Source organism: Myxococcus sp. MH1, assembly GCF_059738865.1.
The window spans coordinates 3,792,942-3,817,754 of record NZ_AP026947.1 but is presented as its reverse complement, the minus strand read 5'-3'; the positions used below and the strand labels follow the sequence as shown (position 1 = coordinate 3,817,754).

Annotated in this window: 25 protein-coding genes; 4 read left to right on the top strand and 21 right to left on the bottom strand. The window is 69.0% G+C overall.

What is annotated here, in order from left to right; all coding sequences use genetic code 11:
• The first annotated feature begins 202 nt into the window (after nt 1-202).
• Nucleotides 203-1,987 (top strand): hypothetical protein, encoded by a 1,785-nt coding sequence (locus AC6JA9_RS15260; RefSeq protein ID WP_497960008.1) that lies wholly within the window; start codon nt 203-205, stop codon nt 1,985-1,987.
• A gap of 252 nt (nt 1,988-2,239) precedes the next feature.
• Here AC6JA9_RS15260 and AC6JA9_RS15255 read toward each other — a convergent pair whose 3' ends face one another.
• Nucleotides 2,240-5,368, bottom strand: coding sequence for a cyclic nucleotide-binding domain-containing protein (locus tag AC6JA9_RS15255; protein WP_223783099.1), 3,129 nt, complete (start codon nt 5,366-5,368; stop codon nt 2,240-2,242).
• Between the two features lie 151 nt (nt 5,369-5,519).
• On the opposite strand from AC6JA9_RS15255, the gene AC6JA9_RS15250 reads away from it, so the two are divergent.
• Nucleotides 5,520-6,323, top strand: a complete 804-nt coding sequence (locus AC6JA9_RS15250) for an RDD family protein (RefSeq protein WP_370640325.1) — start codon at nt 5,520-5,522, stop codon at nt 6,321-6,323.
• Here AC6JA9_RS15250 and AC6JA9_RS15245 read toward each other — a convergent pair.
• Complete coding sequence (locus AC6JA9_RS15245; protein ID WP_223746608.1) at nt 6,320-6,838, bottom strand: outer membrane beta-barrel protein; 519 nt, start codon at nt 6,836-6,838, stop codon at nt 6,320-6,322. The two genes, AC6JA9_RS15250 and AC6JA9_RS15245, sit on opposite strands and share 4 nt — an antisense overlap.
• A gap of 100 nt (nt 6,839-6,938) precedes the next feature.
• Between AC6JA9_RS15245 and AC6JA9_RS15240 the strand changes: the two genes are divergently transcribed.
• Nucleotides 6,939-8,000 (top strand): tetratricopeptide repeat protein, encoded by a 1,062-nt coding sequence (locus tag AC6JA9_RS15240; protein WP_223746607.1) that lies wholly within the window; start codon nt 6,939-6,941, stop codon nt 7,998-8,000.
• A 34-nt stretch (nt 8,001-8,034) separates the two neighbouring features.
• Nucleotides 8,035-9,084 (top strand): FHA domain-containing protein, encoded by a 1,050-nt coding sequence (locus AC6JA9_RS15235; protein ID WP_223746606.1) that lies wholly within the window; start codon nt 8,035-8,037, stop codon nt 9,082-9,084.
• A 54-nt stretch (nt 9,085-9,138) separates the two neighbouring features.
• Here AC6JA9_RS15235 and AC6JA9_RS15230 read toward each other — a convergent pair whose 3' ends face one another.
• The 19 genes from AC6JA9_RS15230 to sctN form a co-directional block, all read right to left on the bottom strand.
• Nucleotides 9,139-9,660: a tetratricopeptide repeat protein gene (locus AC6JA9_RS15230; RefSeq protein WP_370640324.1), complete on the bottom strand. Its 522-nt coding sequence runs from the start codon at nt 9,658-9,660 to the stop codon at nt 9,139-9,141.
• Nucleotides 9,661-9,704: 44 nt separating this feature from the next.
• Complete coding sequence (locus tag AC6JA9_RS15225; RefSeq protein WP_223746604.1) at nt 9,705-10,787, bottom strand: DUF1521 domain-containing protein; 1,083 nt, start codon at nt 10,785-10,787, stop codon at nt 9,705-9,707.
• A 162-nt stretch (nt 10,788-10,949) separates the two neighbouring features.
• Nucleotides 10,950-13,073, bottom strand: coding sequence for a type III secretion system export apparatus subunit SctV (gene sctV / locus AC6JA9_RS15220; protein WP_223746603.1), 2,124 nt, complete (start codon nt 13,071-13,073; stop codon nt 10,950-10,952).
• Nucleotides 13,074-13,171: 98 nt separating this feature from the next.
• Nucleotides 13,172-13,654 (bottom strand): tetratricopeptide repeat protein, encoded by a 483-nt coding sequence (locus tag AC6JA9_RS15215; RefSeq protein ID WP_223746602.1) that lies wholly within the window; start codon nt 13,652-13,654, stop codon nt 13,172-13,174.
• Between the two features lie 88 nt (nt 13,655-13,742).
• A complete protein-coding gene (locus AC6JA9_RS15210; protein WP_223746601.1) occupies nt 13,743-14,201 on the bottom strand; it encodes a hypothetical protein in 459 nt (152 codons plus the stop codon).
• Nucleotides 14,202-14,365: 164 nt separating this feature from the next.
• Nucleotides 14,366-14,581, bottom strand: a complete 216-nt coding sequence (locus tag AC6JA9_RS15205; RefSeq protein WP_223746600.1) for a hypothetical protein — start codon at nt 14,579-14,581, stop codon at nt 14,366-14,368.
• Nucleotides 14,582-14,736: 155 nt separating this feature from the next.
• Nucleotides 14,737-15,330 carry a hypothetical protein gene (locus AC6JA9_RS15200; RefSeq protein ID WP_223746599.1) on the bottom strand — a complete coding sequence of 198 codons (594 nt, stop codon included), beginning with the start codon at nt 15,328-15,330 and terminating at the stop codon, nt 14,737-14,739.
• Between the two features lie 122 nt (nt 15,331-15,452).
• A complete protein-coding gene (locus AC6JA9_RS15195; protein ID WP_074957228.1) occupies nt 15,453-15,917 on the bottom strand; it encodes a SycD/LcrH family type III secretion system chaperone in 465 nt (154 codons plus the stop codon).
• Nucleotides 15,918-15,921: 4 nt separating this feature from the next.
• Nucleotides 15,922-16,401: a hypothetical protein gene (locus AC6JA9_RS15190; RefSeq protein ID WP_141323022.1), complete on the bottom strand. Its 480-nt coding sequence runs from the start codon at nt 16,399-16,401 to the stop codon at nt 15,922-15,924.
• Nucleotides 16,402-16,454: 53 nt separating this feature from the next.
• Entirely contained in the window at nt 16,455-16,736 is a 282-nt protein-coding gene (locus tag AC6JA9_RS15185) for an EscU/YscU/HrcU family type III secretion system export apparatus switch protein (RefSeq protein ID WP_141323021.1), read from the bottom strand.
• A gap of 46 nt (nt 16,737-16,782) precedes the next feature.
• The gene (gene sctU / locus AC6JA9_RS15180; RefSeq protein ID WP_223746598.1) at nt 16,783-17,865 is read right to left on the bottom strand and encodes a type III secretion system export apparatus subunit SctU; all 1,083 of its coding nucleotides are present in this window, start codon (nt 17,863-17,865) and stop codon (nt 16,783-16,785) included.
• 22 nt (nt 17,866-17,887) lie between these two features.
• Nucleotides 17,888-18,706, bottom strand: a complete 819-nt coding sequence (locus AC6JA9_RS15175; RefSeq protein WP_046712712.1) for a flagellar biosynthetic protein FliR — start codon at nt 18,704-18,706, stop codon at nt 17,888-17,890.
• Entirely contained in the window at nt 18,703-18,966 is a 264-nt protein-coding gene (gene fliQ, locus AC6JA9_RS15170; protein ID WP_223746596.1) for a flagellar biosynthesis protein FliQ, read from the bottom strand. The genes AC6JA9_RS15175 and fliQ overlap by 4 nt, the downstream gene beginning before the upstream one ends.
• A 13-nt stretch (nt 18,967-18,979) precedes the next feature.
• Entirely contained in the window at nt 18,980-19,807 is an 828-nt protein-coding gene (gene sctR, locus AC6JA9_RS15165) for a type III secretion system export apparatus subunit SctR (RefSeq protein WP_223746595.1), read from the bottom strand.
• Between the two features lie 13 nt (nt 19,808-19,820).
• Nucleotides 19,821-20,474, bottom strand: a complete 654-nt coding sequence (locus tag AC6JA9_RS15160) for a FliO/MopB family protein (RefSeq protein WP_223783101.1) — start codon at nt 20,472-20,474, stop codon at nt 19,821-19,823.
• 87 nt (nt 20,475-20,561) lie between these two features.
• The gene (gene sctQ, locus AC6JA9_RS15155) at nt 20,562-21,986 is read right to left on the bottom strand and encodes a type III secretion system cytoplasmic ring protein SctQ (RefSeq protein ID WP_223746593.1); all 1,425 of its coding nucleotides are present in this window, start codon (nt 21,984-21,986) and stop codon (nt 20,562-20,564) included.
• Entirely contained in the window at nt 21,983-22,879 is an 897-nt protein-coding gene (locus tag AC6JA9_RS15150) for a flagellar hook-length control protein FliK (RefSeq protein ID WP_497960004.1), read from the bottom strand. Before AC6JA9_RS15150 ends, sctQ begins: the two co-directional genes overlap by 4 nt.
• A gap of 33 nt (nt 22,880-22,912) precedes the next feature.
• Nucleotides 22,913-23,401, bottom strand: a complete 489-nt coding sequence (locus AC6JA9_RS15145) for a flagellar assembly protein FliH (RefSeq protein ID WP_046712706.1) — start codon at nt 23,399-23,401, stop codon at nt 22,913-22,915.
• Nucleotides 23,402-23,487: 86 nt separating this feature from the next.
• Nucleotides 23,488-24,801 (bottom strand): type III secretion system ATPase SctN, encoded by a 1,314-nt coding sequence (gene sctN / locus AC6JA9_RS15140; protein WP_141323014.1) that lies wholly within the window; start codon nt 24,799-24,801, stop codon nt 23,488-23,490.
• Nucleotides 24,802-24,813 lie beyond the last annotated feature (12 nt).

The following is a 24,813-nucleotide window of genomic DNA, read 5'->3' as shown; positions in this document are numbered from 1 at the left end:
CAGCGCCGTTTAGCACAACTCCGGACGTGATACGGTGGCCGGCGTGTCGGATCATTCGGCCCCTGAAGCCCCACCCTCACGCCGAGGAGAGCAGAGTCAGGACGCGGCGCGCGGGGAGAACCCTTCCGGTCGTACCTCGACCCAGCATTTCTGGGAAGAACTGCAAAAGGGAGCCACCCACTTCCAGGAGCATGGCTCCGGTGTGGGCCAGCAGGGTCGGCTGAGGCAGTTCGCGCATGGGATGAGCCTGCCGTTCCACATCGCCCGGGCCTTGTTGGCGGACTCCGCCGCGCGCTCCCGGTACCTGCGTGTGGGGATGATGCAGACGATGGTCGCCCTGGCGCTCGCGCTGACGTGCATGGGGTCGGCGAAGAAGGCCGCGAACGCGGTGGACGAGCGACGGGACGCGGCCGTCGAGGCGGAGGTCTCCCGGGTCATCCAGGCGGCCGCGCACGCCATGGCGGAGGACAAGGCGAAGGACGTCGACCCGGAGGTGATGGAGCGCCTGCGCGAGCGGCGCCGACGACGCATCGCCGCCCGGGAGCGTGAGAAGCAGGAGGCCTCCGCGGGCACCCAGGCCGGGGAGGAGACCTCCGTGGCACGGGGCACGGCCGTCGCAGAGGCCGAGGCCGCCGAGCAGGGTGACGGGGACGAGCCCACGGAAGCGCGGGCGGCGCCGGGTGACGAAGAGGAGGCCGCTGGACAGGAGCAAGCCTCCGGGACGGTGGCGCCAACGCACGTCGCGAAGAAGCCTGGCTCGACGTCCTCAGCCGGAACGACCGAGGCAGACTCGGAGGAGCAGTCGGCGCGAGATTCCCAGGCTCCCGCGGGGGCACGGCTCGCGGAGACCGCCATCCCGGGCACGCCCCCGACGGGGTCGGGCGCCATCGCGGACGACACCCAGAAGGCCCCGGAGAACACCGAGGCCGTGCTGGATGACGTGGACTCTCTGCCCCCCGACGTGCGCGAGAGCCTCAAGGCCGCGAGCGCCGCCATGAAGCAGGCCATGGAGGCCGAGGCCGCGCGCGACAAGGCCCTCGAGCAGCGGGTTCGCGACGTCGAGGCCGCGGCGAGCGGACAGGGCGACGGTGGACCGTCTCTCGCGAGTGCGCTGGGTGCGCTCATCGCCGAGGCGATCACGACGGAGGTCCAGCAGGGCGGCGCCGAGGAACAGGCTGAGGGTGGCGTCGCGGGAGCCCCCTCGTCGAGCAAGCCTCAAGAGAAGGTCGAGCCCTCTCCACAGGAGGAGGACGCCCTGCCCTTCCTCTCGTACAAGGGCTTCTCGCTGCTCAGCCTGCCGTTCTGGATCGCCCTGTTCGCGGCGATGCAGCTCGCGCAGTGGGTCATCATCGCGCTCTCACGCGACTACCACGACGTCATCTCGCGCGACGCAAGCCTGCTCACGCGCATCGAGCCGGAGGACGAGGCCTTCACGCCTCACGTCCGACTGAACGTGCAGTGGCTGCGCAAGAAGGTCCAGCGGCGGGTGCGCGCGATGCTCCTGTTCGCGGTGGGAGTCCCGGCCGCGGTCTTCGTCGCCTCGCCCTTGTTCTGCACGGGCTTGAGCGGCCCGTTGCTCACGGCGATCACCTCGCTGTGGGGCATGTGGTGGCTGATGGTGTTCACCGCCGCCAAGAGCTGCCGCGCCTGGGATGAAGTGGAGGGACAGCGGCCTCCCTGGTTCCTGCGCGCGTGGACGACGCTCACCACCCGCGTGCCCGGCCTGCGGTGGGGGATTCTCCAGCGCTACGGCGCCATGTGGACCCAGCGCACGAGCGAGGTCTACGCGCCCGTCGCCTCGGTGGAGCGCCACCCCTGGGCGTACGCGGGCCTGTCCCTGGTCCGCTTCGTGGGCTCCTTCGCCCCACTGAAGTTCTTCGTGCGGCCGCTCATCCCCGTGGCCTCCGCGCACATCCTCCAGCACGAGCGTGCCCGCCGGCTCCCTCCCTCCAGCCCGGACCAGGACCACCCGGCCAAGGACGCCTGAGAGAGCGCGCCTCGTCACGGGGCGCAACGAACGACGCCGCCACCGCCACTCAGGCATCAACCTCACGGGCAGCCGCACGAAGCAGTCGGCACCTGGTCCCAGAGAAGCCGGAGCGCGGCGAGCCACTCAGGTGTCGCCGCCCCGGGAGCATGTCTACGTCATCGGCCCCAAGCCCTCGGACACGGCCCCCGCGGGCAGCGCCACGAACCCGTCGGCTCGAAGCCCTCGGTCAACCCGAGCACGCCGAGCCGCTCAGGCGTCTCCACCCCGGGTGCGCTTCTCCGTCGTCGGCGGCTCCGAGCCCTCGGGCGCGGGGCCCGTGGGCAGCGGCGGCGCGGTGGGAGCCGCGGGCGCGGTCATCTCCAGCCGCTCGCCCGTCTCGCGCGAGTCCGGCAGCGCGATGAGCGCCTGGAGCTGCAGGCTCACCGCGCGGAAGAACCCCGTGAGCAGCTCGGGCCGGTCCGCGAGCAGGTCCAGGAAGTCACGCCGGTCGATGATGAGCACCCGCGTGTCCACCGCGGCCACCATGTCCGTGGGACGCGGCGCGCCATCCAGCAGGCTCACCTCGCCGAAGGCCTGCTTGCCCTGGAAGCGCAGCACGTGCTCGCCGTCGTGGAACGCGTCGATGGCGCCGTCGACGATGACGTAGAGCGCGTCCCCCGGGTCGCCCTGCGCATAGATGCGCTCACCGGCGCGGAAGAAGCCCTCGCGGGCCACCGCGGCGATGGCCGCGATGTCATCCACGTCGCTCTGGGAGAAGACGCTCACGCCCTCCAGCTCGAACATCCGTTGGACAATGCGGTCGCTCAATTCACCCTCCTGCGGGAGCACGTCCAGCCCGTTCACCCGCGCGATGTGGCGGGCGCACGCGCGCAGCACCACGTCCTCGCTCTGCACCAGCGCCGCCAGCCTGCGCCACAGCCGCCCCGACGCCCCGGGAGGCAGCTCCCGGTGGTGCGCCTCCACCTGCTCCATCACCAGCTCCCGGTCCTCCTCGGAGAGCAGGTTGTCCAACAACTCCAACGCCAGCGCCCGCCGCCGCGCATCCTGCCCCACCAGGTTGTAGTGGATGCCGCGCATGCGGTGCGACGAGTCCAACAACCCCAGCAGGAAGAACGACAGCTCGAGCGCCTGGTCCAGCCGGTCGCCCACCGCGCGGGTGAGCAACGAGCCATCTCCCAACGCCGCGCGCACGTCGCGATAGGCCCCCACCAGCGCCCGATACGTGTCCCGCCGGCGGCCCAGCGCCTCGCGCACGCGGTCCACGTCCACCGGATGCTCGGGGTGCTCGTCGCGAAGCCGCGACAGCTGCGCGCCGATGCGGAAGTGCAGCGAGGCATCATCCCGCACGTTGGAGAACAGCAGCGCGTCCAGCGCCGCGGGCGTACCGATGCCCCGCAGCACGCGAGGCAGCTGCAGCCGCATCGCCAGCGGCGCCTTCTTGTTGTTGAGGTGCTCCTCCACCAGCGGCGTCACCGCGTCGCCCAACGCGATGAGCGCCTCGCGGGCCGTCTTGCGCTCCTCGCGCCACGTCAGGAAGGGCAACAGCCGGGGCGCGAGCTCCACGTAGCCGCCCTCCCCCACCGCGGCCAGCGTCACGCGCCGCACGGTGGTGTCCCCATCATCCAGATACCGGGCGAGCGGCCCCGCGAAGCGCGCGTCCTGGAGCCGCCCCAGCAGCTTCGCCACCTCACGGCGCTCCATCACCGGAGCCCCTTCACCGCGCGCGAGCAGCTCCTCCAGCGACGCGAGCGCCGCCGCGCTCCCCGTCGACTTCACCAGGGCGCCGATGGCCGCGCACCGCAGCCCCACGTCCGGGTGGTTGAGCAGCGCCGGCAACAGCCGCTCCGCCCGCTCCGGAGACAGCCGCGCCAGCGCCCACACGGCCTGGTCCCGAGGCCGACGAGGCCCCTCCTCCACCAATCGCTCCAGCACCGGCGCCAGCTCGCGAGCCTCCAGCTCCAGCGCCAGGGCCACGCCCCGCTCCAGCACGCGCTCATGCGGATGTCGCAGCAACGCCGGCAGGTGCTGCCGCAGCGACACCTCCGCCTGCTCCATCAAATCCACGGCGCGCAGCACACGGTCCGGCATGGGAGCCGACAACGCCTCCGTCAACAGGCGCTGCTCCTCCTCCCCCTCCAGCTCCACCTCCTCTTCCTCGTGCGCGCCCACCTGCTCACCCAGCGCCGCGACGTAGGCGGGCTTGAGACGCACCAGGAGCAACCCGAGCGCCGCGCACATGGCCACCACGGCCACCGCCATCGACATGCCCGTGGCCGCGCGCCCCGCGCCGATGAGCAGCAGACCGGCCACCACCACGCCGCTCTTGCGCAAGAGCCCATCCACCGCCGCGCGCAGCCCCTCGCGCTGGTCATCCGGCACCGCCGCGTAGAGCAGCTGGATGCCCACCGGCAGGATGGAGTAGCTCACCGCCGTCTCCACCAGCCGCAACAGGTGCACCGGCCACAGGTCGGGCGTCACCAGCGTCGCGCCCGCCAACGGCGCGAGCACCAGCGGCACCAGCGCCACGTAGCGCAGGAGCCCCAGGCGCTTGAGCAGCCGCTGCGTCAACAACAGCTGGAACGCGACGCAGAACAGTCCAATCCACAGCTGCAGCGAGCCGAAGAGCGCCGCCAGCGCGTCCTCGCTGAGCTGGCCCTCCAGCCGGATGCGGAACAGGTAGTCGACGAAGGACGACAGCACCGCGAACGAGATGCCCAGCGCCGCGAGCACCTGCGCGTAGGGGCTCTCCGCCAGGTAGCTGAACGCCATGAACGACGTGGGCGCCGGACGCCCCCGGGGCGGAGGCGGCGGCTCACCGCGATACAGGTGGTGGAAGATGGCGCCCGCGGCCAAGAGCCCCAGGCCGCCGCTCACCACCATGGCCGGCGTGCCCAGCCGCTCCGCCAGCCCCTGGACCAGCAGACCTCCGACGATGCCGCCGCCCATGGCGAAGCCATTGAGCGCGGTGAAGGCGCGCCGGGCCTCGCGCGCATCGAAGGCGGACGCCATGCGCGCCCAGAACCGGAATGACACGAACGTCGAGAACGTGTCCGCGAACAGGTACAACGCCAGCGCCGACGTGCTCACGCCCACCGACAGCGCCACCGCCAGCCCCATCGACACCACACCGCCCAGCCCCGTCAGCACGCCCGGCGACTCGAACGGCGAGCCCGGCTTGAAGCGCGGCAGCACCGTCAGCGCCGCGGTGATGAGGGCACCCAACAGGTACAGGTAGGGCAGCGCCTGCGAGTCGAAACGCGACAACACCAGCGCGTTGGCCGCCGTCTTGAGCTGCGTCACCCCAGCGATGAGCGCGAACTGAAAGGCGGCCGCCGGCAAGAGGCGGCGGTTCCAGGATGAGGTGGCGGAGGGGGGCACGTTGCGCGAGGGGCGGCGAGGCTACCCCACCACCCCGACAGCCATGATTAACACAGACGCCCGTCCGCCCGCGCCCCCCACGGGGCACTCGCCGGGTGGTCGGCCAGGCAGGGCCCCCGAAGGGCTCACCTGGGAATACCCGCATCCCCCCATGCTCCCCCGCATGCCCGGAGAGCCGGCTACACTGCCCGCCGTGACGACGGCCACCGACACCTTGCTGGACGGCACCCACACGGTGCTCACACCGGAGTACGTGGAGTTCCGCTTCACGCTCGCGGGCCTGTACTCGCGCTTCCTGGCGTGGCTCCTGGACTCGGTCATCGTCGTGGTCATCAGCCTCGCCGTCATCCTGGGGCTGAGCCTGGTCATGGCCGCCTTCCCCGGCGTCGCGAGCGCGCTGGGCATCGTCGTGTACTTCCTGGTGGACTGGGGCTACGGCATCACCCTGGAGACGCTCTGGAGCGGCCAGACGGTGGGCAAGCGCGCCCTGTCCCTGCGGGTCATCCAGGAGAGCGGCGTGCGCATCGGCTTCTACCACGCGGCGCTGCGCAACCTAGCCCGTCCCGTGGACCGGCTCCCCCTGCTGTACCTGGTGGGTGGCGTGACGGCGCTCGTCTCCGGCTCGCAGCAGCGGCTGGGGGACATGCTCGCCGGCACCATCGTCGTGCGGGAGCGGCGGCTGAAGGTGCCCTCCGCCATCAACGCCTCCGGCGAGGAGGGCCTGCTGGCGGATCCGCTCTTCGTCTCACGCGTGAAGCGGCTGTCCACGGAGGAGCGGGAGCTGGTGCTCACCGCCGTCCTCCGCCGGGACGAGCTGCGCATGGAGGCCCGCCTGCGCCTGTTCGCCGCGCTCGGCGCACGGCTGCAGGACGCGCTGGCGATGGAGAAGCCCGCCCACCTGTCCGACGAGAAATGGACGCTGCTCGTCGCCGCGGCCCTCCTGCCCAAGCGCTAGAAGTACGCCGCCACGCCCGCTGACAACGTCAGCGAGTTCTGCGTCTTCTCGTTGAGCGCGATGTAGAAGTTGTACTGCGCCCTGAGCCCCACGCTCACCGAGTCCGACATGAAGAAGTCCACGCCGGCATTGGGCCCGATGCCGACGAAGTTGCTCATGCTCTCCTTGAAGACGATGAGGTAGCTGATGTCGGAGCCGAGGTAGGGGCGGATGCTCTCCTCCATCAGCAGGTAGCGGATGCCCAGCGACGGGGCCAGGCCCACCACGCGCTTGCGCGCCGGGTCCGTCGTGTCGCGGGGGAAGGCCACCTTCGACAGGGACACCAGCTCGAAGCCGTTCTCGATATAGAGGCTCGCGTCGATGCCCAGGAAGAAGGCGTCGTCCAACCCCTTGGTGCGGTTGAAGTCCATGTAACCCAGCGACAACCCGAGGCTGCGATTGGCGAACTGGGCGTGAGCCGGGGCCGCCCCGAGCAGGGCCAGCGCGAAGGTGAAAGCACAGAGCAAGGTACGCATGGGCGGCCACTCTAATCGTGCAACCCACCGAAATCAGCCCGGATTCAGGCCCCGCCGAGGCGTTGCGCCAAAGGAGGCGCTCTCCTACACTCGGTCGGCCATGCGTCTTGCCCGTCTCGTCACCGCGCTTTCCCTGGTCTGCACGCTTCCGCTCGCCGGCTGTCTGTCCACGCCGCCGCCGCATGAGCGCGCGCTCATCAACAACGAGCTCTGCGCCCAGGAGCTGCACGCCCAGAACCTGGTGAAGGCGGAGGTCTACTGCGACCTGGGCCTGGAGTTCTCGCCGCAGTACGCGGACCTGTGGGCCAACAAGGGCATCATCGCGATGATGGCCGGCCGCAAGGAGGACGCGAAGAAGCACTTCATCAAGGCCCTGCGCTACAACCAGGAGCACCTCCAGTCCTACCAGAACCTGGGCTACCTCTACGCGGAGGAGGGAGCCTACGGGAAGGCGCACGACAACTACCGGCGCGCCCTGAAGGTGAACCCGGACAACCTGGACACGCGCTACAGCCTCGCCGTCACGATGATGAAGATGAAGAAGTACACGGAGGCGAAGAAGGAGTTCCGCACCCTGCTCGCCATCAATCCGAACCTGGCCGCCGCCCACCACTCGCTGGGCATCATCGCCTTCGAGGAGGACCAGTACGAAGAGGCCGCCGAGCACATGGCCCAGTCCGCCGCGACGGACCCGAACAACCCCGACGTCTGGCACGACTACGGCAACACGCTGATGGAGCTGGGCCGCTTCGTCGACGCGCGCGAGGCCTTCGCCAACTGCATCCAGCTGGACGCCAAGCTGACCAGCTGCGTCAACAACCTCGCCCTGGCCCAGCGCAAGGCGGCGCTCACGGACGCGGGCCTGCGTGAGGTCAAGGACACCCAGCAGGCGGAGAACTCCGCCCCCGCGCTCTTCACCCTCGCCCGCACCTTCCGCGAGAAGGGGCTTCTGGCCGAGGAGGAGACCACCTACAAGAAGTGCGTGAAGCTGGATGGGAAGTACGCCCCCTGCCACTTCGGACTCTTCGAGCTCTTCCAGGACGCCAACAAGCACGAGCACGCCGAGGTGGCCTGCAAGAACTTCCTGAAGTATGCGACTTCCGAAGAGTTCCCCACCGAGTATCAGACGTGCGAGAAGTACCTGAGCAACGCGACGTTCTGATGCCCCGCAGTTCCCTGCAAGCACCACCCCCTCGATGAGCGTCCGTCTCACCGTCACGCAGCGCAGCGAGGCCGGAGCCAAGGGCACCGAGCACGTCCTCACCGAATCGGTCATCACGCTGGGGCGAGACAAGTCCTGCCAGGTGGTGCTGGCCCAGCAGGCGGTGTCGCGCAACCACGCGCGCATCTGCCAGGAGGGCACGCTCTTCTTCCTGGAGGACCTGGGCAGCGCCTATGGCACCCAGGTCAACGGCAAGCCCCTGCCCAAGGGCGAGAAGCGCCTCTTGCGCAACGGCGACGTCATCGCCATCGCGCAGTACGACGTGCGCTTCGACAAGGTGACGGAGCTCATCAACGGGGACGCCACGTCGGAGAAGACGTCCTTCATCGCGCGCGACAACCTGAAGGACGTGATGCGCGGACTGTCCTCCTCGGAGGAGCGCTACCTGCGCATCATGAACGGCCCCCGCGAGGGCGAGCGCATCGAAATCGCGGACGCGTCCGAGCTGGTCATCGGCCGGGACGAGAAGGAGGTGGACATCGTCCTCAAGGACGACCTCACCTCGCGCAAGCACGCGAAGATCCGCCGCGACTGGTCCGGAACCCACGTGGAGGACCTGGGCAGCCGCAACGGCATCAAGGTCAACAAGAAGCGGGTGAACCGCAAGGCGCTCAAGGACAACGACGAGGTGGAGGTGGGCGGCACGCGCTTCCTCTACGTCGACCCGGCCGAGCCCGCCGAGGAGCCCGTCCAGCTCGCCACCGACGTGAAGAAGGCCCCGCCTCCGTCGCCCTCGCGCCCCGCGCCGGTGCGAAAGGAGAAGCCTCCGGAGCCGGAGCCCGAGCCCGCTCCCCCGGAGCCGGAGCCGGAGCCCGCTCCCCCGGAGCCGGAACCCGAGCCCGAGCCCGGCCCCATCGAGGAGCCCATCCAGTCCTCCCAGGAGAACTCCGTCCCGGACGAGGTCGCTCCGGGCGGCGCCATGGCGATGCTCAAGGACAAGCAGAAGCTCGTCCCGCTCGTCGTCATGGGCGTGGTGGGGCTGGTGTTCCTGGTGCTGCTCATCGCCGTGGTCGCCGGCGCCTGAGGCGCGGGCGCGACCTGCGCGCCCGCACGCACTCACCGCGGGGACGGCGTCACGTCAGCGCTTCGGCCGGGCGGCCTTGAGCGTCTCGGCCTGCTTCTTCAGCGCGAGCAGCGTGCCCTTGGCGCGCTGGGTGGAGCGCTTCTTCAGGCCCGGGTCCAGCTCGATGGCCCGACTCAGGTCCTTGAGGCCCTCCGGGACGTTGCCCCGGCGCAGCAGGATTTCGCCGCGGCCCACCAGCGCGTCGCCGTGCGAGCCATCCAACGCGAGCGCGCGCTGGTAGGCGTCGAACGCGGCGTCCACGCGCTCCATCGTCAGCAGCGTGGCGGCCAGCTGGGTGTGGAAGGCGGGCTCCTGCGGCGCGGCCGCCGTCAGGCCCTGGAAGATGTCCAGCGCCAGCCGGGTACGGCCGGCCTGGAGCATCTTGTGGCCCACGGCGGCGTACTCGAAGAGCCGCTCACGTGTCATTCCCAGGAACTGGCCCAGCTGGAGCTCGCCCTTGACGAGCTTGTCCACCAGGGCCTTCGGAATCCGCACGTCCGGCGTTCCACCGCTCTCCGGTTTGCCGCTCAAGACCACCTCGCGAGAGGCCCCTCGGACAGGGCCCCTCTTGTTGCCATGGGTCAGATGAAGATGTTGCTGCGCGGCTTGACCATATCATTCAGCGAGTTGATCTCATCCAGCGCCTTGAACATGTCGGCGACGGACTTGAAGCGGTCCTCGAGGGGCTGCTCCTTCTCGGACTCCTTCGGCTTGCCCAGCACGGCGAGGGCCTGGGTGATGTGGTCGTTCACCTTCTGCATCAGCGCGTCGCGCTGCTGGGTGACGTCCCCCGCCTTGGACGTGTCCTTCTTGTCCTTGGCCGGCTCGGGCAGCAGGTTGAGCACCGAGGGGGTGTCCTTGTACTGGAACTCCAGGTCCTTGCCGTGCTTGAAGGTGGCGCCGCCGCCCTCGTCGCCCAGGACTTCCTTGCCCTGGTTGGCCCAGTCGTCGGAGTCCTTGCCCATGACGAGCAGGTCCCGGCTGTTGTTCTGGAAGGTATCGTTCCACTGGAAGGCGACGGTCGTCTCGTAGCCGTCCTTGGTCAGCTCACCGACCTTGCCCTTGCCCTTGTCGATGTCCGTGACGGCGATGTGGTCCGCGCCGTTGGTGATGTCCAGCTTGCCCGTCACCGTCATCCCGTTGTTGCCCCAGGGCACGGTGGTGCAGTTGATCTCCGTCCCGTCCGGCAGCTGGAACGTGGTGTTGCGCTTGAAGTCGAACTTGCCGCCGTCGCTCTCGTCGACGTGCGGGTCGCCCCAGATGCGGGTGCTCTTGCCGTCCGGACCGGAGATCTTCCACTCGAACTGGCCCAGCTGCTCGATCTTGTAGCCGCCCGGCGTGGTGATGGTGCCCTTGTCGTCCACCTTCAGCTTGTCCGCCGGGCGGAAGGTGTTCTCGTCGATGAGCGGCTTCTCCGTGGGGAACACGTTGCCGGAGTCCACCGTCGCGGTCAGGTCGCTCACCCGGACCGGCTCGGTCGAGAACGAGTTCTCGCTGAGCTGGTTGAGCGCCTTCACCGCGGACTCGATGTCCGCGAACGCGCTCTCCACCGTCTTCTCGATGAGACCGAGGTTCTTCGTCAGCTCCGCATCGCTCAGCCCGACCTTCGTGCTGCCAGTGCTGAGGGTGCGGGAAGCGTTGCCGGCCTGATTGACACTCGTCATGACTTCCTCCCGAATCTCGGGGAATCCGCGCTGGAGAGCACGCACTCCCGCCTTCCTTCCATTGTCGGTGTCCTGCCTCGCGAGTTGCGTTGAAACGCGAGGATTCCGATCACGACGGCGGGGGTCGGAAGTGACGCCCCCGCGCCCTGCCCTGCCCCGGGACTACCGGGTGGAGATGCGGGCCACCGGCTGGATGTTCAGCTCGGGGGACAGCTCCTGGTAGCTCAGCACGGAGAACGAGGGGTTGAACTCGTACTCCAGCAGCTTGCGCACGTAGCGCCGGATGTCCATGGCGGTGAGGATGACGGGGCGCTGGGCGGACGGCGGCAGGTGGCCACACTCCGAGCGCACGGCCTGGACGATCTCCTGCGCCAGCTCCGGCTCGAGCGCCAGGTGCGCGCCCGCCGAGGTGCGCTTGATGGAGCCGCGGATGGCCTCCTCGATGTTGGGGTCCAGCAGGTAGACCACCAGCGTGCCGCTGCCGCGCGCGTACTTGTGGGAGATGTAGCGGCGCTGCGAGGCGCGGACGTGCTCGGTGAGCATCACGTTGTCCGCCTCCACCTGGCCGTACTCCGACAGGGCCTGGAGGATGCCGCGCAGGTCACGGATGGAGATCTCCTCCTCCACCAGGCGCTGGAGGATGTCCGTGAGCTTCAGGACGTTGACGACCTTGGGGATGACCTCCTTGACGATGGCGGGGAAGGCCTTCTCCAGTTGCTCCAGCATCGTCTGCGTCTCCTGCACGCCGACGAACTCCCGCGCGTTGCGCCGGAGGATGGCCGCCACGTGGAGGATGATGTAGCCGGGCACGTCCCACGTCGTCAGGCCCGCGGCCTCCAGCGTGTCGCGGTGCTGCTCGGGCACCCACGCGGCCGGCTGGCGGGTGGCGGGGTTGATGGCCTCGAAGCCCTGGATGTTCATCAGGCGCAGGCGGTCCACCGTGTCGTTGACGAGCACGTGGCCCAGCGTGGCCTGCCCGGTGACGACGGGCACCTCGTTGATTTGAATCTGGTACGCCCCCGGCGGCAGCGACGAGTTGCCGCGCGCGCGCACGCCCGGGAAGCGGACTCCCAGCTCCACGAAGAGGCCATCGCGCATGAACGGGATGAGCTCGAAGAGGAACTTGCCGTTGTCCTGACGCGAGTCCACGTACGGCACCAGCGCGTCGGAGACCTCCAGGACGATGGGCGTGACGACGGGGATGAAGAGCTCGGAGTCCGGGTTCATCGGCTCCTTGGGCGCCGGCTCCGACGACATCGGCGTGCCCAGGTCCGACTCCATGGCCGGCCCGGCCTCCTCCACCATCTGCGCTTCCTTCTGCTTCTTGAGCATCGTCCACGCGCCGAAGCCCGCGCCGAAGCCCAACAGGAAGAAGGGAATCTTCGGCAGACCCGGCACCAGGCCCAGGATGATGAGCATGCCCGCGGCGATGGCGATGGCCTTCGGGTAGGCGGTGAGCTGGCTGCCCATGTCCTTGCCCAGGTGGGCCCCCTCCTCCTCGCCGCCGACGCGCGTCACGATGATGCCGGCGCAGGTGGAGATGAGGATGGCGGGAATCATGCCGACCAGGCCGTCACCGATGGTGAGCAGCGTGTACTTCTGGGCCGCGTCGGCCGCGGACATGCCCTTCTGCGTCACGCCGATGATGAGGCCACCGACGATGTTGACGACGGTGATGATGATGCTGGCGATGGCGTCGCCCTTGACGAACTTCATGGCGCCGTCCATGGCGCCGAACAGCTGGCTCTCGCGCTCCAGGTCGCGGCGCTTCTTCTTGCCCTGGTCCTGGTCGATGGAGCCCGCGCGCAGGTCCGCGTCGATGGACATCTGCTTGCCCGGCATCGCGTCCAGGGTGAAGCGCGCGGCCACTTCGGCGACGCGCTCCGAGCCCTTGGAGATGACGATGAAGTTCACGATGACCAGGATGAGGAACAGGATGGCGCCGACGACGAAGTTGCCCTGCACCACGAAGTTTCCGAAGGCGACCACCACCTCACCCGGATCTCCCGTCAGCAGGATGAGCCGCGTGGTGGAGATGGTCAGCGACAGCCGGAACATCGTGGTGATGAGCAGGAGCGTCGGGAACACCGACAGGTGCAGCGCCGCTGGCACGTAGAGGGACACCAGCAGCAGCACCACCGAGATGCTGATGTTCAGCGTCAGCAGCACGTCCAGCAGCAGCGGCGGCAGCGGGACGATCATCATCCCGACGATGGCCACCACGACAACAGCCAGGACGATGTCGGAGTACTTCGAGAGGAAGCTGTTCGGATTGGAGGCGGACATCAGAGGATACCCATCCTAGTCCGCGCCCGGCCCCGGGCCCAAGGGGGGCCTCACGAGCCGGGCGGGGGTGTTCCGTCCAGGGGGGAGACGGGGGGACTTCAGGGACGCTCGGAGCCGGAGTCGCGCTCGGGGGCGCCGGACTGGGCCTCCTCCACGCTCTCCAGGGCGGCGGCCGCCAGCATCCGCGCGCGAGCGCTCAAGGGGTCCTTGCCCTCGGGGTCCAGGGACACCGCGTGGTTGAAGTCACGCGCCGCCTCCATCACCTTGCCCTGGCGCAGATGGACCTCACCCCGGTTGACGAACGGCGTCAGGTCCGAGGGGTCCAGCTCGATGGCCCGGTTGAAGAAGGCCTCCGCCTGGTCCAGGTTCTCCAGCGCCAGGTGGCAGGCGCCGAGGGCGGTCTGGAAGTACGCCTCCGAGCCATCCATCGCGGCCAGCTCCTCGAAGAGGGCCAGCGACTCCTGGAAGCGGCCTTCCTGGAACAGGTCGAAGCCCTGCGTGGCCCGCTCCAGCAGCGCCGGACCGGACAGCGGCTTCACATCATTCTCGGAGACCGGCGCCTTGGCTTGGGTCGTCGTCATCTGGACTCATTCCCGGGGCGGAACATGGAGGCGGCCTGGAGTCTAGCCCGCCTCCAGCAGGCCCACCAGTCAGGAGACGCCGAGCGAGCTAATCGTCGAAGCCGTCGCGCGTCTTCTGCAACTGCTTCTTCAGGTTGGCGATGGCCATGTCCACGCCCTTCTGGGCCACCACCGCGCTGAACATCTGCGCCTTGAAGCGGTCGTCGACGTGCTTGTCGATGTCCTTCAGGGACGCGTTGGGGTTCTGCTTCATGAAGCTGGCGACGTCCTCGTCCAGCTTCTTGGCGATGGTCTCCGACACGGAGTCGGGGAAGAAGCCGAGGAACGCCTTGTTCTCCAGGATCTTGTCCGTGCCCAGGGCGCTCGCGTAGTTGTCGCGGTCCGCGCCGGTCAGCTTGCTCGGGTCCTTCTTGCGGATTCCATCCATGGTGGCCTGCTGCTTGGCCCGCTCCGCGGCCGGATCCGACGGCGTCTGGGTGGAAGACTCGGACGCGGTCTTCTGCGTCGAGGAGGTATAGCGGGGACCGCCATTGACGGGAGCGACCATGGATTTCTCCAAAAGGTAGGGTTGAAGGAATTCTCGTGGAGCGGCGCGGAAAGTTTCGGACGCTCGAGGGCCGCGTGTCCACCGGCGGCCAGAAATGAACCGGCCCCGCAGCAGCTCGGAGAGCTGTTGCGAGGCCAGGGTGCTGCGACCAGCGCTGAACCGAATTAGCGCATGTTGCTGGTGATGGCGCTCTGCATCTTCTCGATGGCCTTCATCGAGTTGGAGATGAGCTCCACCAGCTTCGCCTCGCGCTGCATCTGCTCCTGCGCGCGGAGGAACGGCTGCTGATCCTTCGGGGCCGCCGCGATCATGTCGTTGGAGGCCTTGGAACCGGCCAGGATGCTGCTCGCAGCGGCGTTGAAGTTGGCAGAGATGCTCATGGACGTTCTCCTGTGATTAATTCGTGAGTGCTGCGAGGTGAAGTGCAGCGGCGGCTACAAAAAGATTATCGGGGGAGGGGGCCAGAAGTTTCCTGCGAATTATCCGGATCATTTCCGGCTTATCCGCCCGTCCCGGGTCCCCTCCGGAAACAGGCCTAACCCTTGATCTTTCCAAGGCTCGGGTTCTTCATCCAGGCCTTGAAACCCTCCAGCTTCTGCTGCTCCTGCTTCGGGTCCGCCGCGGGCGGAGGGGGGTTGGCCTCGGGGTCCAGCGCCAGGGCCCGGCGAGAAGAGCCGCTCTCGAAGCCATCCTTGGCGGCGGGGGCGCGGGCCGCGGCGGCCGGCGCCGCCGGTGCGGGGGCCGGCTGGGCGCTCGGAGGCGTGAACGCGAGCTTCGCGTGCATCTCCGGGTTCGCCTCCTTGACGGCGTTCTGGATGGTCATCCCGTAGGTGTTCAGGCGCTCCGACAGGTACGTCACCACCATGCCCAACGCGGGAGGCACCGGGAGGATGGGGTCGGCCATGAAGCGCTCGAGCGCGCTGGACACGTCGCCGTAGAGGCGCTCGTCGAACGGGGCGCCCGGCGTGGTGGACGACACCAGCATCTTCATGGTGCGGACGACCTGGAGGAAGGTGCCCTGGGCCGTCTTCGACTGCGTCTCCAGCTCCGCCAGCAGCTTCTCGCGCTTCTCCACCAGCGCCGCGGGCTCTGGCGGCAGCGCGCCCATCTTCGCCTTCTGCGTGCTCATCGAATGACTCTCCACCTCTCCACAAAGAGGGTTGGGGTGAGTGAACCCGGCGAGCCTAGCAGACTGTTCCAGGCTCACCTACCCGGCGTCTGGCCGAAGCCGGACGCCGGAGCGTGCTGGACTCAACGGCGGGTGAGCGCCGTCACCATGGCGCCGGCCTTGCGCACCACGGGATCATCCTGGGGCGTCATCGCCGCGGCGCGGCGAAGGTCCTCCAGCGCCTGCTGCTTCTGACCCAGGGCCAGCTTCACCTCGGCGCGGCCCACGTAGACGGAGGGGTCCTGCGGGGACAGCTTGGCGGCCACGTCGAAGGCGGCCAGGGCGCCCTGCCCGTTCCCGGCGGCCATCTCCACCACGCCCAGGGCCTTGGCGAAGTAGCCGTCCGTGGGGTTGACGGCGTACAGGCCCTGGAAGAGCGTGCGCGCCTCGTTGATGCGCCCCTGGTAGAAGAAGAAGTACGCCGTCTTGGCGATGGCGTAGAGCTCGTCGTTGGAGTAGCCGCGCACCTCGCGCAGCGTGGACTTGCCGTCCGCCCAACGCTGCAGCCGTGCCGCCAGCTGCGCCTCGTCCTGAGGGTCCTCCGGCATGGCGCTAGTAACCCTCGTCCTTCTGCTCCGCCCACATCCGGCGGATGATCTCCTTGGTCTCCTCGTTCACCTGGTCCACCAGGGTGAGCATGGAGGCCTCGCGCTGGAGCAGGGCCTTGAGGCGCTCCAGGCGGTCCGGCGAGGCGTTGATGCGCGACAGGCCGCGCTCCAGCAGGTGGCGCGACTCGTCGCTCCCCCGCCCCGCCACGCTGGCCAGGTGGGGCCTGTCACTGAAGCCCTCCAGGTCCGCCTCGTGTCCGCCGGGGTGCGGCGGCAGGGGCAGGCGGAGCTCCTCCGAGGAGTGCGCCGGACCGATGAAGTCCAGCAGCGCCGCGGACGCGAGCGCCGGGTTCTTGGGGTTGCCCGTCTTGCGCAGCTTCTTGCGGTCGACCTGGGACGGGTCGACCAGCCGCTCACGGACGCTGCGGGGTCCCCCCCAGGGCCACTGGGGTCCACCGGGGGGCTGATTGTTGATTCTGGCCATCGTCGATTCCGGAGCACACCCCAGACAGGGGGGGGCCGTCCAGCCCCCCTCGCCTACCTGCCGCCCGAGGCGGCCTGTTCCCGCTGGAGCTCGTAGATGAAGTTGAGGACCTCGGCCACCGCGTCGTACAGCTCCTCGGGCACCTCCTGGCCCACGTCCACCCGGTAAAGCGCGTTGGCCAGGGGGATGTTGCGCATCACGGGGATGCCGTGCTCCTTGGCGATGGCGCGAATCTTCTCCGCCTTGAGCCGCAGGCCCTTGGCCACCACGCGCGGAGCGCCGTCCTTCTCCTTGTCGTACTTCAGCGCGATGGCGATTTCGGCGTCGTCACTCATGGGCAGCTCCGCGAAGTCCCGGCGATTGTAGCCCCACCCCACCCCGTCATGCGCGGGCCGCGGGGGCCTGGGGGGCGCCGTTCTTCAGCTCGTAGACGAAGTTGAGGACCTCGGCGACCGCGTCGTACAGCTCCTCCGGGACCTCGTGGCCCACCTCCACCCGCAGGAGCGCGTGCGCCAGCGGCACGTTGCGCAGCGTGGGGACCTCCTGCTCGCGGGCGATGCCCTTGATGCGCTCGGCCTTGTGGTCCACGCCCTTGGCGAGCACGCGAGGGGCGCCGTCCTTCTCCCGGTCGTACTTGAGGGCGACGGCCACGTGGTCGGGGTTGGTGACGATGACGTCCGCGTCCCGCACGGCCTCCATCTGCTGGCCCTCCATGATCTCCTGGTGGAACTCCTTGCGCTTGGCCTTGTGATGCGGGTCGCCCTCGCTCTCCTTGTACTCCTTCTTCACATCGTCCTTGGACATCATCATGTCCTTCATGAAGGACTTGCGCTGCCACCAGACGTCGAAGATGGCGAAGATGACGAAGAGCAGCGCCACGCGCGCGGCCACGCGTGTCACCAGCTCCCCCATGATGACCATGATGGTGTGAGTGTCCTGGCGCACCGTCTCCAGCACCATGGGCATCGCGTCGCGCACCACGCCGTAGACGACGTAGGCGGTGACGGAAATCTTGATGAGGTTCTTGAGCAGCTCCACCAGCGACTTCTTGCTGAACATGTTCTTCAACCCGGCCAGCGGGTTGAGCTTGTCCAGCTTGGGCATCAGCGGGTCCATGGTGAACAGGGAGCCCACCTGCAGGAACTCCATCAGCCCGCCAATCACCGCGCCCCCCAGGAGCACCGGCAGCGTCACCAGCAGCAGCGCCCGCACGCCCAGGTAGAGCAGTTGGCCCGTCGCGTCGGCCAGGTCTCCGCCCCGCGCCACGTGGTCGAAGCTGAAGAGGAAGAGACTGGAGATCTCCTTCTCGAGGTTGTCCCAGGTCGCCTTCACGGCGGCCAGGCCCACCACGAGCACCGCCACGCCGCTCAGGTCCTTGCTCTTCCAGACCTGCCCCTTCTTGCGAGAGTCGTCGAGCTTCTTCTGCGACGGCTCCTCTGTCTTGTCTCCACTATCGTCCGACATGGGCGCGAGGTTCCCGTGGGCGCTAGGCCAGCAGCCGAAGGGCGTCGTGGAGCACCTTCAGCATGTGGGCCAGCTCGTCCTGGATGCGGCCGATCAACGTCCCCAACACCAGGAAGGTGATGAGCACGCCGACGAGCGGCTTGATGGCCATGGAGATGAAGAACACCTGGATCTGCGGCGCCACGCGGTTGATGGCGCCCAGCGCCACGTCGGTGAGGAACGCGGCCAGCGTGGCGGGGGCCGCCAGGGCCAGGCTGACGCGCAGCATGTCCGCGAAGACGCGGATGAGCACGTCGAAGAAGGTCCACGAGCCCTGGCTGAAGCGCGGGAAGCCATCCAGTGGCACCGTGGTGAGGCTGTCCGCCAGGGCACGGATGACCAGGTGGTGGCCGTCCAGGGTGAGGAAGAGCACCACGGACAGCTGCACCTTCAGGTTGGAGAAGAGCGAGACCTGCTGCCCCAGCTGCGGCACGTAGAGCTGGGCGTTGTTGCTGCCGGACATGGTGTCCGCGAGCGTGCCGGCGATGCGCGCGGCCTCGAACACGCCGTTGACGACGAAGGCCATGGAGAAGCCGATGAAGATCTCCTTGGCCATCAGCGCGATGTACGGCAGCGCGCTCAGGGGGATGGTCGTCACCGAGTGCGCGATGGACGGATACAGGACGATGGCCAGCGTCAGGCCGATGCCCATCTTCATCTCCGTGGGCACCACCTCACCGCCCAGGAACGGACTGAAGATGAGCACGGGCATCACCCGGCACATGAGCAGGGCGACCGTGAAGATGGCGGCGGAGAAGTTGGTCCGGGCAGCCAGCTCGGACACGAGTTCCGCGGCGTTCATTTGATGAGGGCGGGGAACCGGTCGAAGACGTGGAACGTGAAGCGCACCAGCTGGCCGCCGATCCACGGGCCCGTCATGGCGAGCACCCCGAAGACGATGATGACCTTGGGGGCGAAGGTGAGCGTCTGCTCCTGGATCTGCGTGGTCGCCTGGAACAGGGAGATCATGAAGCCCACCAACAGGCTCATCAACACCGGCGGGGCCGAGACCACGAGCACCAGGAACAGCGCTTCCTGGGTGATGAACGTGAGCTGGTTCATGGGTGCCTTCCTCTTACAGGTAGCCGACGACCAGGCCCTTGGCGATGAGGTACCAGCCGTCCACGAGCACGAACAGGAGCAGCTTGAAGGGCATGGAGATGGTGGTCGGCGACAGCATGTGCATGCCGAGCGCCAGCAGGATGTTGGCCACCACCATGTCGATGACGATGAACGGGACGAAGAGCAGGAAGCCAATCTGGAAGGCCTCCTTCAGTTCGGACACGACGAAGGCGGGGATGATGACCATGAAGTCCTCGCTCTTCACCGAGTCGCGGTCCTCACCCGTGCGCATCTTCTTGGCGAGGTTGTAGAAGAGCGAGCGGTCCTTCACGGTGACCTTCTTCATCAGCCACGCGCGCAGGGGCTCCTTGGCGCGGTCGGCGCCCTCCAGGAGCGTGCCCACCTTGGCGGAGGAGAAGTTGCCCGCGCCGCCGGTGTCCCAGATGTCCACCTCGGAGGCCCGGTACATGGAGGTGCCCACCGGGGCCATGATGTAGACGGTGAGGATGACGGCCAGGCCCGTAATCACCTGGGTGGGCGGAATCTGCTGGGTGCCCAGCGCCGAGCGGACGATGGAGAGGACGACGGAGATCTTCACGAAGCTCGTCACCATCATCAGCGCGAAGGGCACCAGGCCCATGGCGGCGAGCGCGAGGATGAGGACGAGGGGGCGCGAGGTGAAGGTGTCGGCGCTCACCGCTTCGTTGGCGACGGAGTCGGGGATGCCGCCCGGGCGCTTCTTCTGCGCGAGCGCGATGAAGGGATGCAGCGACACCACGGCCGCGAACAGCCAGGGCGCGACGCGCGGAAGACGAGGGAGGGCGGGTGTCAGGGCGTTCACGGGAAGGGGGCCATCAGGCGCCAGGGGGCTCGGACGACGAGCCCCCGGAGCGACGGGAAAGGAGCTTCTGGAGGAAAGGGCTGAGGGGAACCACGTTCGTCTGCGGGCGCTGTGCCCGGATGCGCTCGACGGCTTCCGCATCCAGCTTCGACAGCAACTGCAGGCCCGCCTCGCCGCCGCCCACCAACAGGTATTCGTCCGCGGCCTTCACCACGAAGAGAGCGCGCTTGGGGTCCAGGGGGAGCCGCTCCACCACGGAGACCACCGTCTGCCGCCCCGTCGAGGTGGACTGCAGGCCCATCAGCCGGCGAAGGCCCACGTTCAACGTCAGGTAGATGGACGCCACCACCGCGCCCAGGACCATCAGGGTGCGCACGAGCATCCAGCCCATGCTCTCCGGCTCCGCCTCCGCAGCCGCGGCGGCGTTGATGGACGGGTCCTCCCAGACGGGGGACGAGGCAGGAGAAGGCGCGGCAGGAGGAGGCGCGGCCGGGGCGCCCTGCCCTGCCTGTGGCGGCGCCACGGCGTCCCCGACCGCGGCCCCAGTGGGCGCGGCGGGAACGGGCGAGGGGCTCGGCGCGGGCGCCTGCGCCCACACGGACGCGGGCGCGAGCAGCAGCGTGACGCCCAGGGTCAGGCGCGGGAGGGGGTTGCGGAGGACTGCCATGGCTGGGGGCGAGGCTAGTTCAAAGGCCGGAGGACCGCCACGGGCCCCGTCTGGCAGCCCGCTTGCTTCCAGTCCTCGCGAAGGTGCTCAGCTCGCCAACGTGGTGACGCGGACGCCGAGCTGGCCTTCCATCTCCACCAGCTCACCGCGGGCCACCACCTTGCCGTTGATGGACAGCTCCACCGGCTCGCCGGGGCCCCGGCTCAGCTCGATGACCTGACCGGCCCGCATGCCCACCACCTGCTCGGCGGTGACCGGGATGCGCGCCAGCTCCACGGCGATCTGCAGCGGCACGTCGCCCAGCAGGTCGCTTCCGTCCGGCTTGTTCACGTCGTCCAAGGGCGCCCCTTCGAGCTCCGGAGGAACGTCCAGCTCCGGGTTGGTGAAATCCTCTTCCTCGTCCCGCCCCCCACCCTCCTCGGTGGCCGAGCGCGGGTTCCCCGACTCCCCGGGGATGATGCGGGTGATGCGCGCCTGGTAGCGCCCGTCCTCGACGAAGACCTCGGCCTCGGCGTGCCCCGAGCGCCCCGCGCCCAGCCGCAGCTGCGCCGTGCCCGGCTCGCCCCGGTCCGGCCGCGCCGACAGCACGTCCACCAGGACCACGTCCTTGACGCGCAGGCTCGCCAGGTCCTGGCCGGTCAGCTCCGCCGTGCCAATCTCCGCCCGCAGCCACCCGCGCACCGCCGACAGCCGGCCCGCGTTCGCCGCCAGGTCCGCCTTGACGCGGGCGCGCCGCTGGGCGCTCTCCACCGCGGGCTCGGCCGCCTCCAGCACCGCCGCCGGCACCACCAGCCGCACCATGCCGCCGTGCGGTCCCAGCGTGGCGTTCAGGTGCACCGTCAACATCGGCCCGTCGTCCCCCAGGCGCGCGGACACCTCGTCCACGCCCCGGGCGACCCCGTCCAGCCTCGGGCGAGGCACGCCGGCCTGGAGCGCGGGCACCAGCACCCGCAGCGCCTCCAGGATGACGTAGCCCATCACGCCCTCCTCGATGTCCGTCAGGGGCCTCAAGCCCACCGTCTCGCCCGCGCCGCCCAACAGCAGGTCCACCGCCGTGTGCGCCAGCGCCAGCTCCACCTCGAGCACCGCCCGCCCCGGCAGCGCCCCGGGCGCCAGCACCGCGAGGAACGTCGGGTCCCCCAGGAAGCGGCGCAGCTCCGCCATGGGCCGCACCTGCACGGACTCCAGCGACAGGCCGACCTCCGCGTCGAAGAGCCCCTTGAGCCGGGCGGACACGCCCGTCAGCGTCCCCTCGTTGGGCGTCAGCCAGCGCAGCCGCTCGGCGAGCTGCCCCTGGGCGCGCGACACCTTCTCCAGCCCCTTGAACGTGAAGGGACGCCAGGCGCTCCGCGCGACCTTCTCCGGCCGCTCGGCCTTCTCGGGACGCGGCTCCGCATTCTCCGGCGCGCCGGCCTTCTCGGGAGGAGGACGGACGGGCTTGAGGTTGCGCAGGTCCACGAGCATCGTGCGCTCGTGCACGCCCGGAGACTCGTCCTCCGGCTCCACGCTCATGTCTTCGCCTCGAAGCGGACCGTCTCGAGCTTCAGGCCCCGGCCCCCGAGCGCGGCGCGAAGCCCGTCGCTCTGCTCCTCGAGCATCTTCAGCACGTCACGGTTGGTGCCGCTGAAGGTGGCGGAGATCTTCCCGTTGCGCGCGCTGACCTTGATGGACAGGCCGTTGAGCACGTCCCCGCGCAGATCAATCTGGAACTCGGCCAGGCCCGCGGCGTTCGTCCCCACGCGCACGCGGTCGACGATCTTCTGCGCGATTTCGCTCGCCATGGCGCGCAGCCGCTCGGAGCCCGCGGTGTCCTTGGGCTTGGCCACCGGCACCGGCGCCATCAGCGCGGGGTTGAAGCGGAAGCCCGCCCCCATCTCCGTGCCACCGCCACCCTTCTTGTCCTCCTTGCCACCGCCGCCGCTGCCCTTGCCGCCCGCGTCCGCGTCCGCGCGGATGGCCGCGCCGCGCTCGGAGCTGACCTGCCCCAGGGCCGAGTCGGCCTTGTCCAGGTCCTTCTCCCGCCCCTCGGAGGTGCGCTGGGTCTCCTTGGCGTCCGAGGCGCGCGAGCCGGAGCGGGCCTCCGAGGTGTTCGTGTCCGCCCGACGCTGCGTCTGGGCCAGCGTGGAGGCGGGGTTGCCGCCCATCTGGGGCGGCTGCTGGAGGGCCTCGCCGAAGGTCTTCCCCTGCTGGGTCGCCTTGGCCAGCACCTGACGGGCCAGGCCTCCCGGCGTCTGCGGCGTCTGGGTGGGGGCCGTCGCCTGGGGCTGCGCCTGCGGCTGCATCAGCTTCTGGAAGGCGGACGTGCCCTCCTGGCGCTTCTTGGCCTGGCCCTCGGCGAGCTTCTTCTCCTGCATGATGCGCTCGGCCAGGCGCGCTGCTTCACGGTCGTCGTCGACACGGCTCATGACATCTTTCCCGAGGGATGGGGTGGCGGCAGGTTACTTGCGCTGCCGAGCCAGGAACAAGGCGTTGCCAATCTCCTCCTGGCTCAACTCCTCGCGCTGCTGGCGCTCATGCTTCACCTGCTTCTGCCAGGTCTCCTTGTGCTTCTCGATGGCCTTGAGCTCCTTGGCCGCCTCGGCCATCTCCCGGCGCCGCTGCTCGACCAGGCGCTCGGCCACCTTCACCGCCTCACGCTGACGCTCGACCTCCAGCGCCACCTGCGCCTCCTCGTCCTTCAGGCGCTCCTCGAAGCGGCCCATCATGTTCATGCCGTTGATGCCGGCACCCTTGGCCATGATCTCCTTGAGGTAGGCGGCGACCTTCTCCTTGCGCTCGCGCTTGCGTCGCTCCAGCTCGTCCATCAGACGCTGGAGCTCCACCTTCTCGCGCTCCAGGGCCTTGATGGCGTCGGAGAAGGCCTGCTCGGCCTCCTCCTTGGCCCGGGTCCGCATGTCCAGCAGGGTCTGCAACCGGTACGGGGGCATGGTGCCCCCATCCTACCCCGGTTTCCCGGAGGTGCACCCCCGTCCAGTGGACCAGGGGGCCCCAAGCCCACCCTCCTGGGTGGACCTCACTCGTCGAACAGCCCCACCAGCTGGCCCACCGTGTCCTCGAAGTCCGAGTTCGAGTGGGTGTCCTGCTTGAGGAAGTCGATGATGGAGTCGTACTTGTCGATGGCGTAGTCCGTGCGGGGGTCCGTGCCGTACTGGTAGGCCCCCAGCAGGATGAGGTCGCGCTGCTTCTCGTACGTGGAGAGCGTCTCGCGCAGCTTGCCCGCGGCCTTCTTGTGCTCCTTGGAGACGATGCCGCTCATCACGCGGCTGAGGCTGGCGAGCACGTCCATGGCGGGCCACTGGTTTCGCTCGCCCAGGGCGCGGTTGAGGATGAAGTGGCCGTCGAGAATACCGCGGACCTCGTCCGCGATGGGCTCCTCCATGTCACCGCCGGCCACCAGGCACGTGTAGATGGCGGTGCACTTGCCCTTCTGCGAGTTGCCCGTGCGCTCCAGGATGCGCGGCAGCATGGAGAACACGCTCGGCGGATAGCCCTGACGCGCCGGGGGCTCGCCCACCGCGAGGCCAATCTCACGCTGGGCTCGCGCCAGACGCGTCACCGTGTCGAGCATGAAGAGCACGTTGCCGCCGCGCTCGCGGAAGTACTCGGCGATGGCCGTGGCCACGTAGGCGGCGCGCAGACGCACCAGGCTGGGCTGGTCGGACGTGGCGCACACGAGCACGGAGCGCTTCATGCCCTCCTCGCCCATGGCGTCCTCGATGAACTCGCGCACCTCGCGACCACGCTCGCCGATGAGGGCGACGACGCACAGGTCGGCCTTGGTGTTGCGCGCGATCTGCCCCATCAACGTCGACTTGCCGACGCCGGAGCCGGCGAAGAGGCCCACGCGTTGGCCCTCGCCCACCGTGAGCAGTCCGTCGATGCAGCGCACGCCCAGGGGCAGCGGCCGCTCGATGCGCTGACGCGTGAAGGGGTCCGGACAGTCGCGGTCCACGGACCAGTCGATGAGCCCCTCGTCCGGCAGGGGGCTGCCGTCCATCGGCTCGCCGATGCCGTTGAGCACGCGGCCCAGGAGCGCCTCGCCGCACTTGATGCTCAGCGGCTTGCCGGTGGGAATCACCTCGCTGTCCGGACCGATGCCGTACAGCTCACCCAGGGGCATGAGCATGACCTCGTCGCCCTGGAAGCCGACGACCTCGGCCTTCACGGCGCCGCGCGCGCGGCTCTTGATGAGCACCAGCTCGCCCACGCGGACGTTGGGGACGCTCGCCTTGATGATGAGGCCCGTCAGCTCGGTGACGCGGCCGCGGACGCGGACCGTCTGGGCGTCCTTGATGAGGTCGAGATAACGAGAGAGGTCGATGGCCATGGACGTGGGCTC

What these genes read in the sequence shown, in the direction of transcription:
- AC6JA9_RS15185 (WP_141323021.1), bottom strand. Translation starts at nt 16,736, where the DNA reads ATGAGTGACGACGCCGAAATCGCCATCGCGCTGAAGTACGACAAGGAG.
- AC6JA9_RS15210 (WP_223746601.1), bottom strand. Translation starts at nt 14,201, where the DNA reads ATGGTCGCTCCCGTCAATGGCGGTCCCCGCTATACCTCCTCGACGCAG.
- AC6JA9_RS15225 (WP_223746604.1), bottom strand. Translation starts at nt 10,787, where the DNA reads ATGACGAGTGTCAATCAGGCCGGCAACGCTTCCCGCACCCTCAGCACT.
- sctQ (WP_223746593.1), bottom strand. Translation starts at nt 21,986, where the DNA reads ATGAGCGTGGAGCCGGAGGACGAGTCTCCGGGCGTGCACGAGCGCACG.
- AC6JA9_RS15250 (WP_370640325.1), top strand. Translation starts at nt 5,520, where the DNA reads ATGCTCCCCCGCATGCCCGGAGAGCCGGCTACACTGCCCGCCGTGACG.
- AC6JA9_RS15235 (WP_223746606.1), top strand. Translation starts at nt 8,035, where the DNA reads ATGAGCGTCCGTCTCACCGTCACGCAGCGCAGCGAGGCCGGAGCCAAG.
- AC6JA9_RS15160 (WP_223783101.1), bottom strand. Translation starts at nt 20,474, where the DNA reads ATGGCAGTCCTCCGCAACCCCCTCCCGCGCCTGACCCTGGGCGTCACG.
- AC6JA9_RS15200 (WP_223746599.1), bottom strand. Translation starts at nt 15,330, where the DNA reads ATGAGCACGCAGAAGGCGAAGATGGGCGCGCTGCCGCCAGAGCCCGCG.
- fliQ (WP_223746596.1), bottom strand. Translation starts at nt 18,966, where the DNA reads ATGAACCAGCTCACGTTCATCACCCAGGAAGCGCTGTTCCTGGTGCTC.
- sctU (WP_223746598.1), bottom strand. Translation starts at nt 17,865, where the DNA reads ATGTCGGACGATAGTGGAGACAAGACAGAGGAGCCGTCGCAGAAGAAG.
- sctN (WP_141323014.1), bottom strand. Translation starts at nt 24,801, where the DNA reads ATGGCCATCGACCTCTCTCGTTATCTCGACCTCATCAAGGACGCCCAG.
- AC6JA9_RS15150 (WP_497960004.1), bottom strand. Translation starts at nt 22,879, where the DNA reads ATGAGCCGTGTCGACGACGACCGTGAAGCAGCGCGCCTGGCCGAGCGC.
- AC6JA9_RS15145 (WP_046712706.1), bottom strand. Translation starts at nt 23,401, where the DNA reads ATGCCCCCGTACCGGTTGCAGACCCTGCTGGACATGCGGACCCGGGCC.
- AC6JA9_RS15240 (WP_223746607.1), top strand. Translation starts at nt 6,939, where the DNA reads ATGCGTCTTGCCCGTCTCGTCACCGCGCTTTCCCTGGTCTGCACGCTT.
- AC6JA9_RS15205 (WP_223746600.1), bottom strand. Translation starts at nt 14,581, where the DNA reads ATGAGCATCTCTGCCAACTTCAACGCCGCTGCGAGCAGCATCCTGGCC.
- sctV (WP_223746603.1), bottom strand. Translation starts at nt 13,073, where the DNA reads ATGTCCGCCTCCAATCCGAACAGCTTCCTCTCGAAGTACTCCGACATC.
- AC6JA9_RS15190 (WP_141323022.1), bottom strand. Translation starts at nt 16,401, where the DNA reads ATGGCCAGAATCAACAATCAGCCCCCCGGTGGACCCCAGTGGCCCTGG.
- AC6JA9_RS15215 (WP_223746602.1), bottom strand. Translation starts at nt 13,654, where the DNA reads ATGACGACGACCCAAGCCAAGGCGCCGGTCTCCGAGAATGATGTGAAG.
- AC6JA9_RS15175 (WP_046712712.1), bottom strand. Translation starts at nt 18,706, where the DNA reads ATGAACGCCGCGGAACTCGTGTCCGAGCTGGCTGCCCGGACCAACTTC.
- AC6JA9_RS15245 (WP_223746608.1), bottom strand. Translation starts at nt 6,838, where the DNA reads ATGCGTACCTTGCTCTGTGCTTTCACCTTCGCGCTGGCCCTGCTCGGG.
- AC6JA9_RS15195 (WP_074957228.1), bottom strand. Translation starts at nt 15,917, where the DNA reads ATGCCGGAGGACCCTCAGGACGAGGCGCAGCTGGCGGCACGGCTGCAG.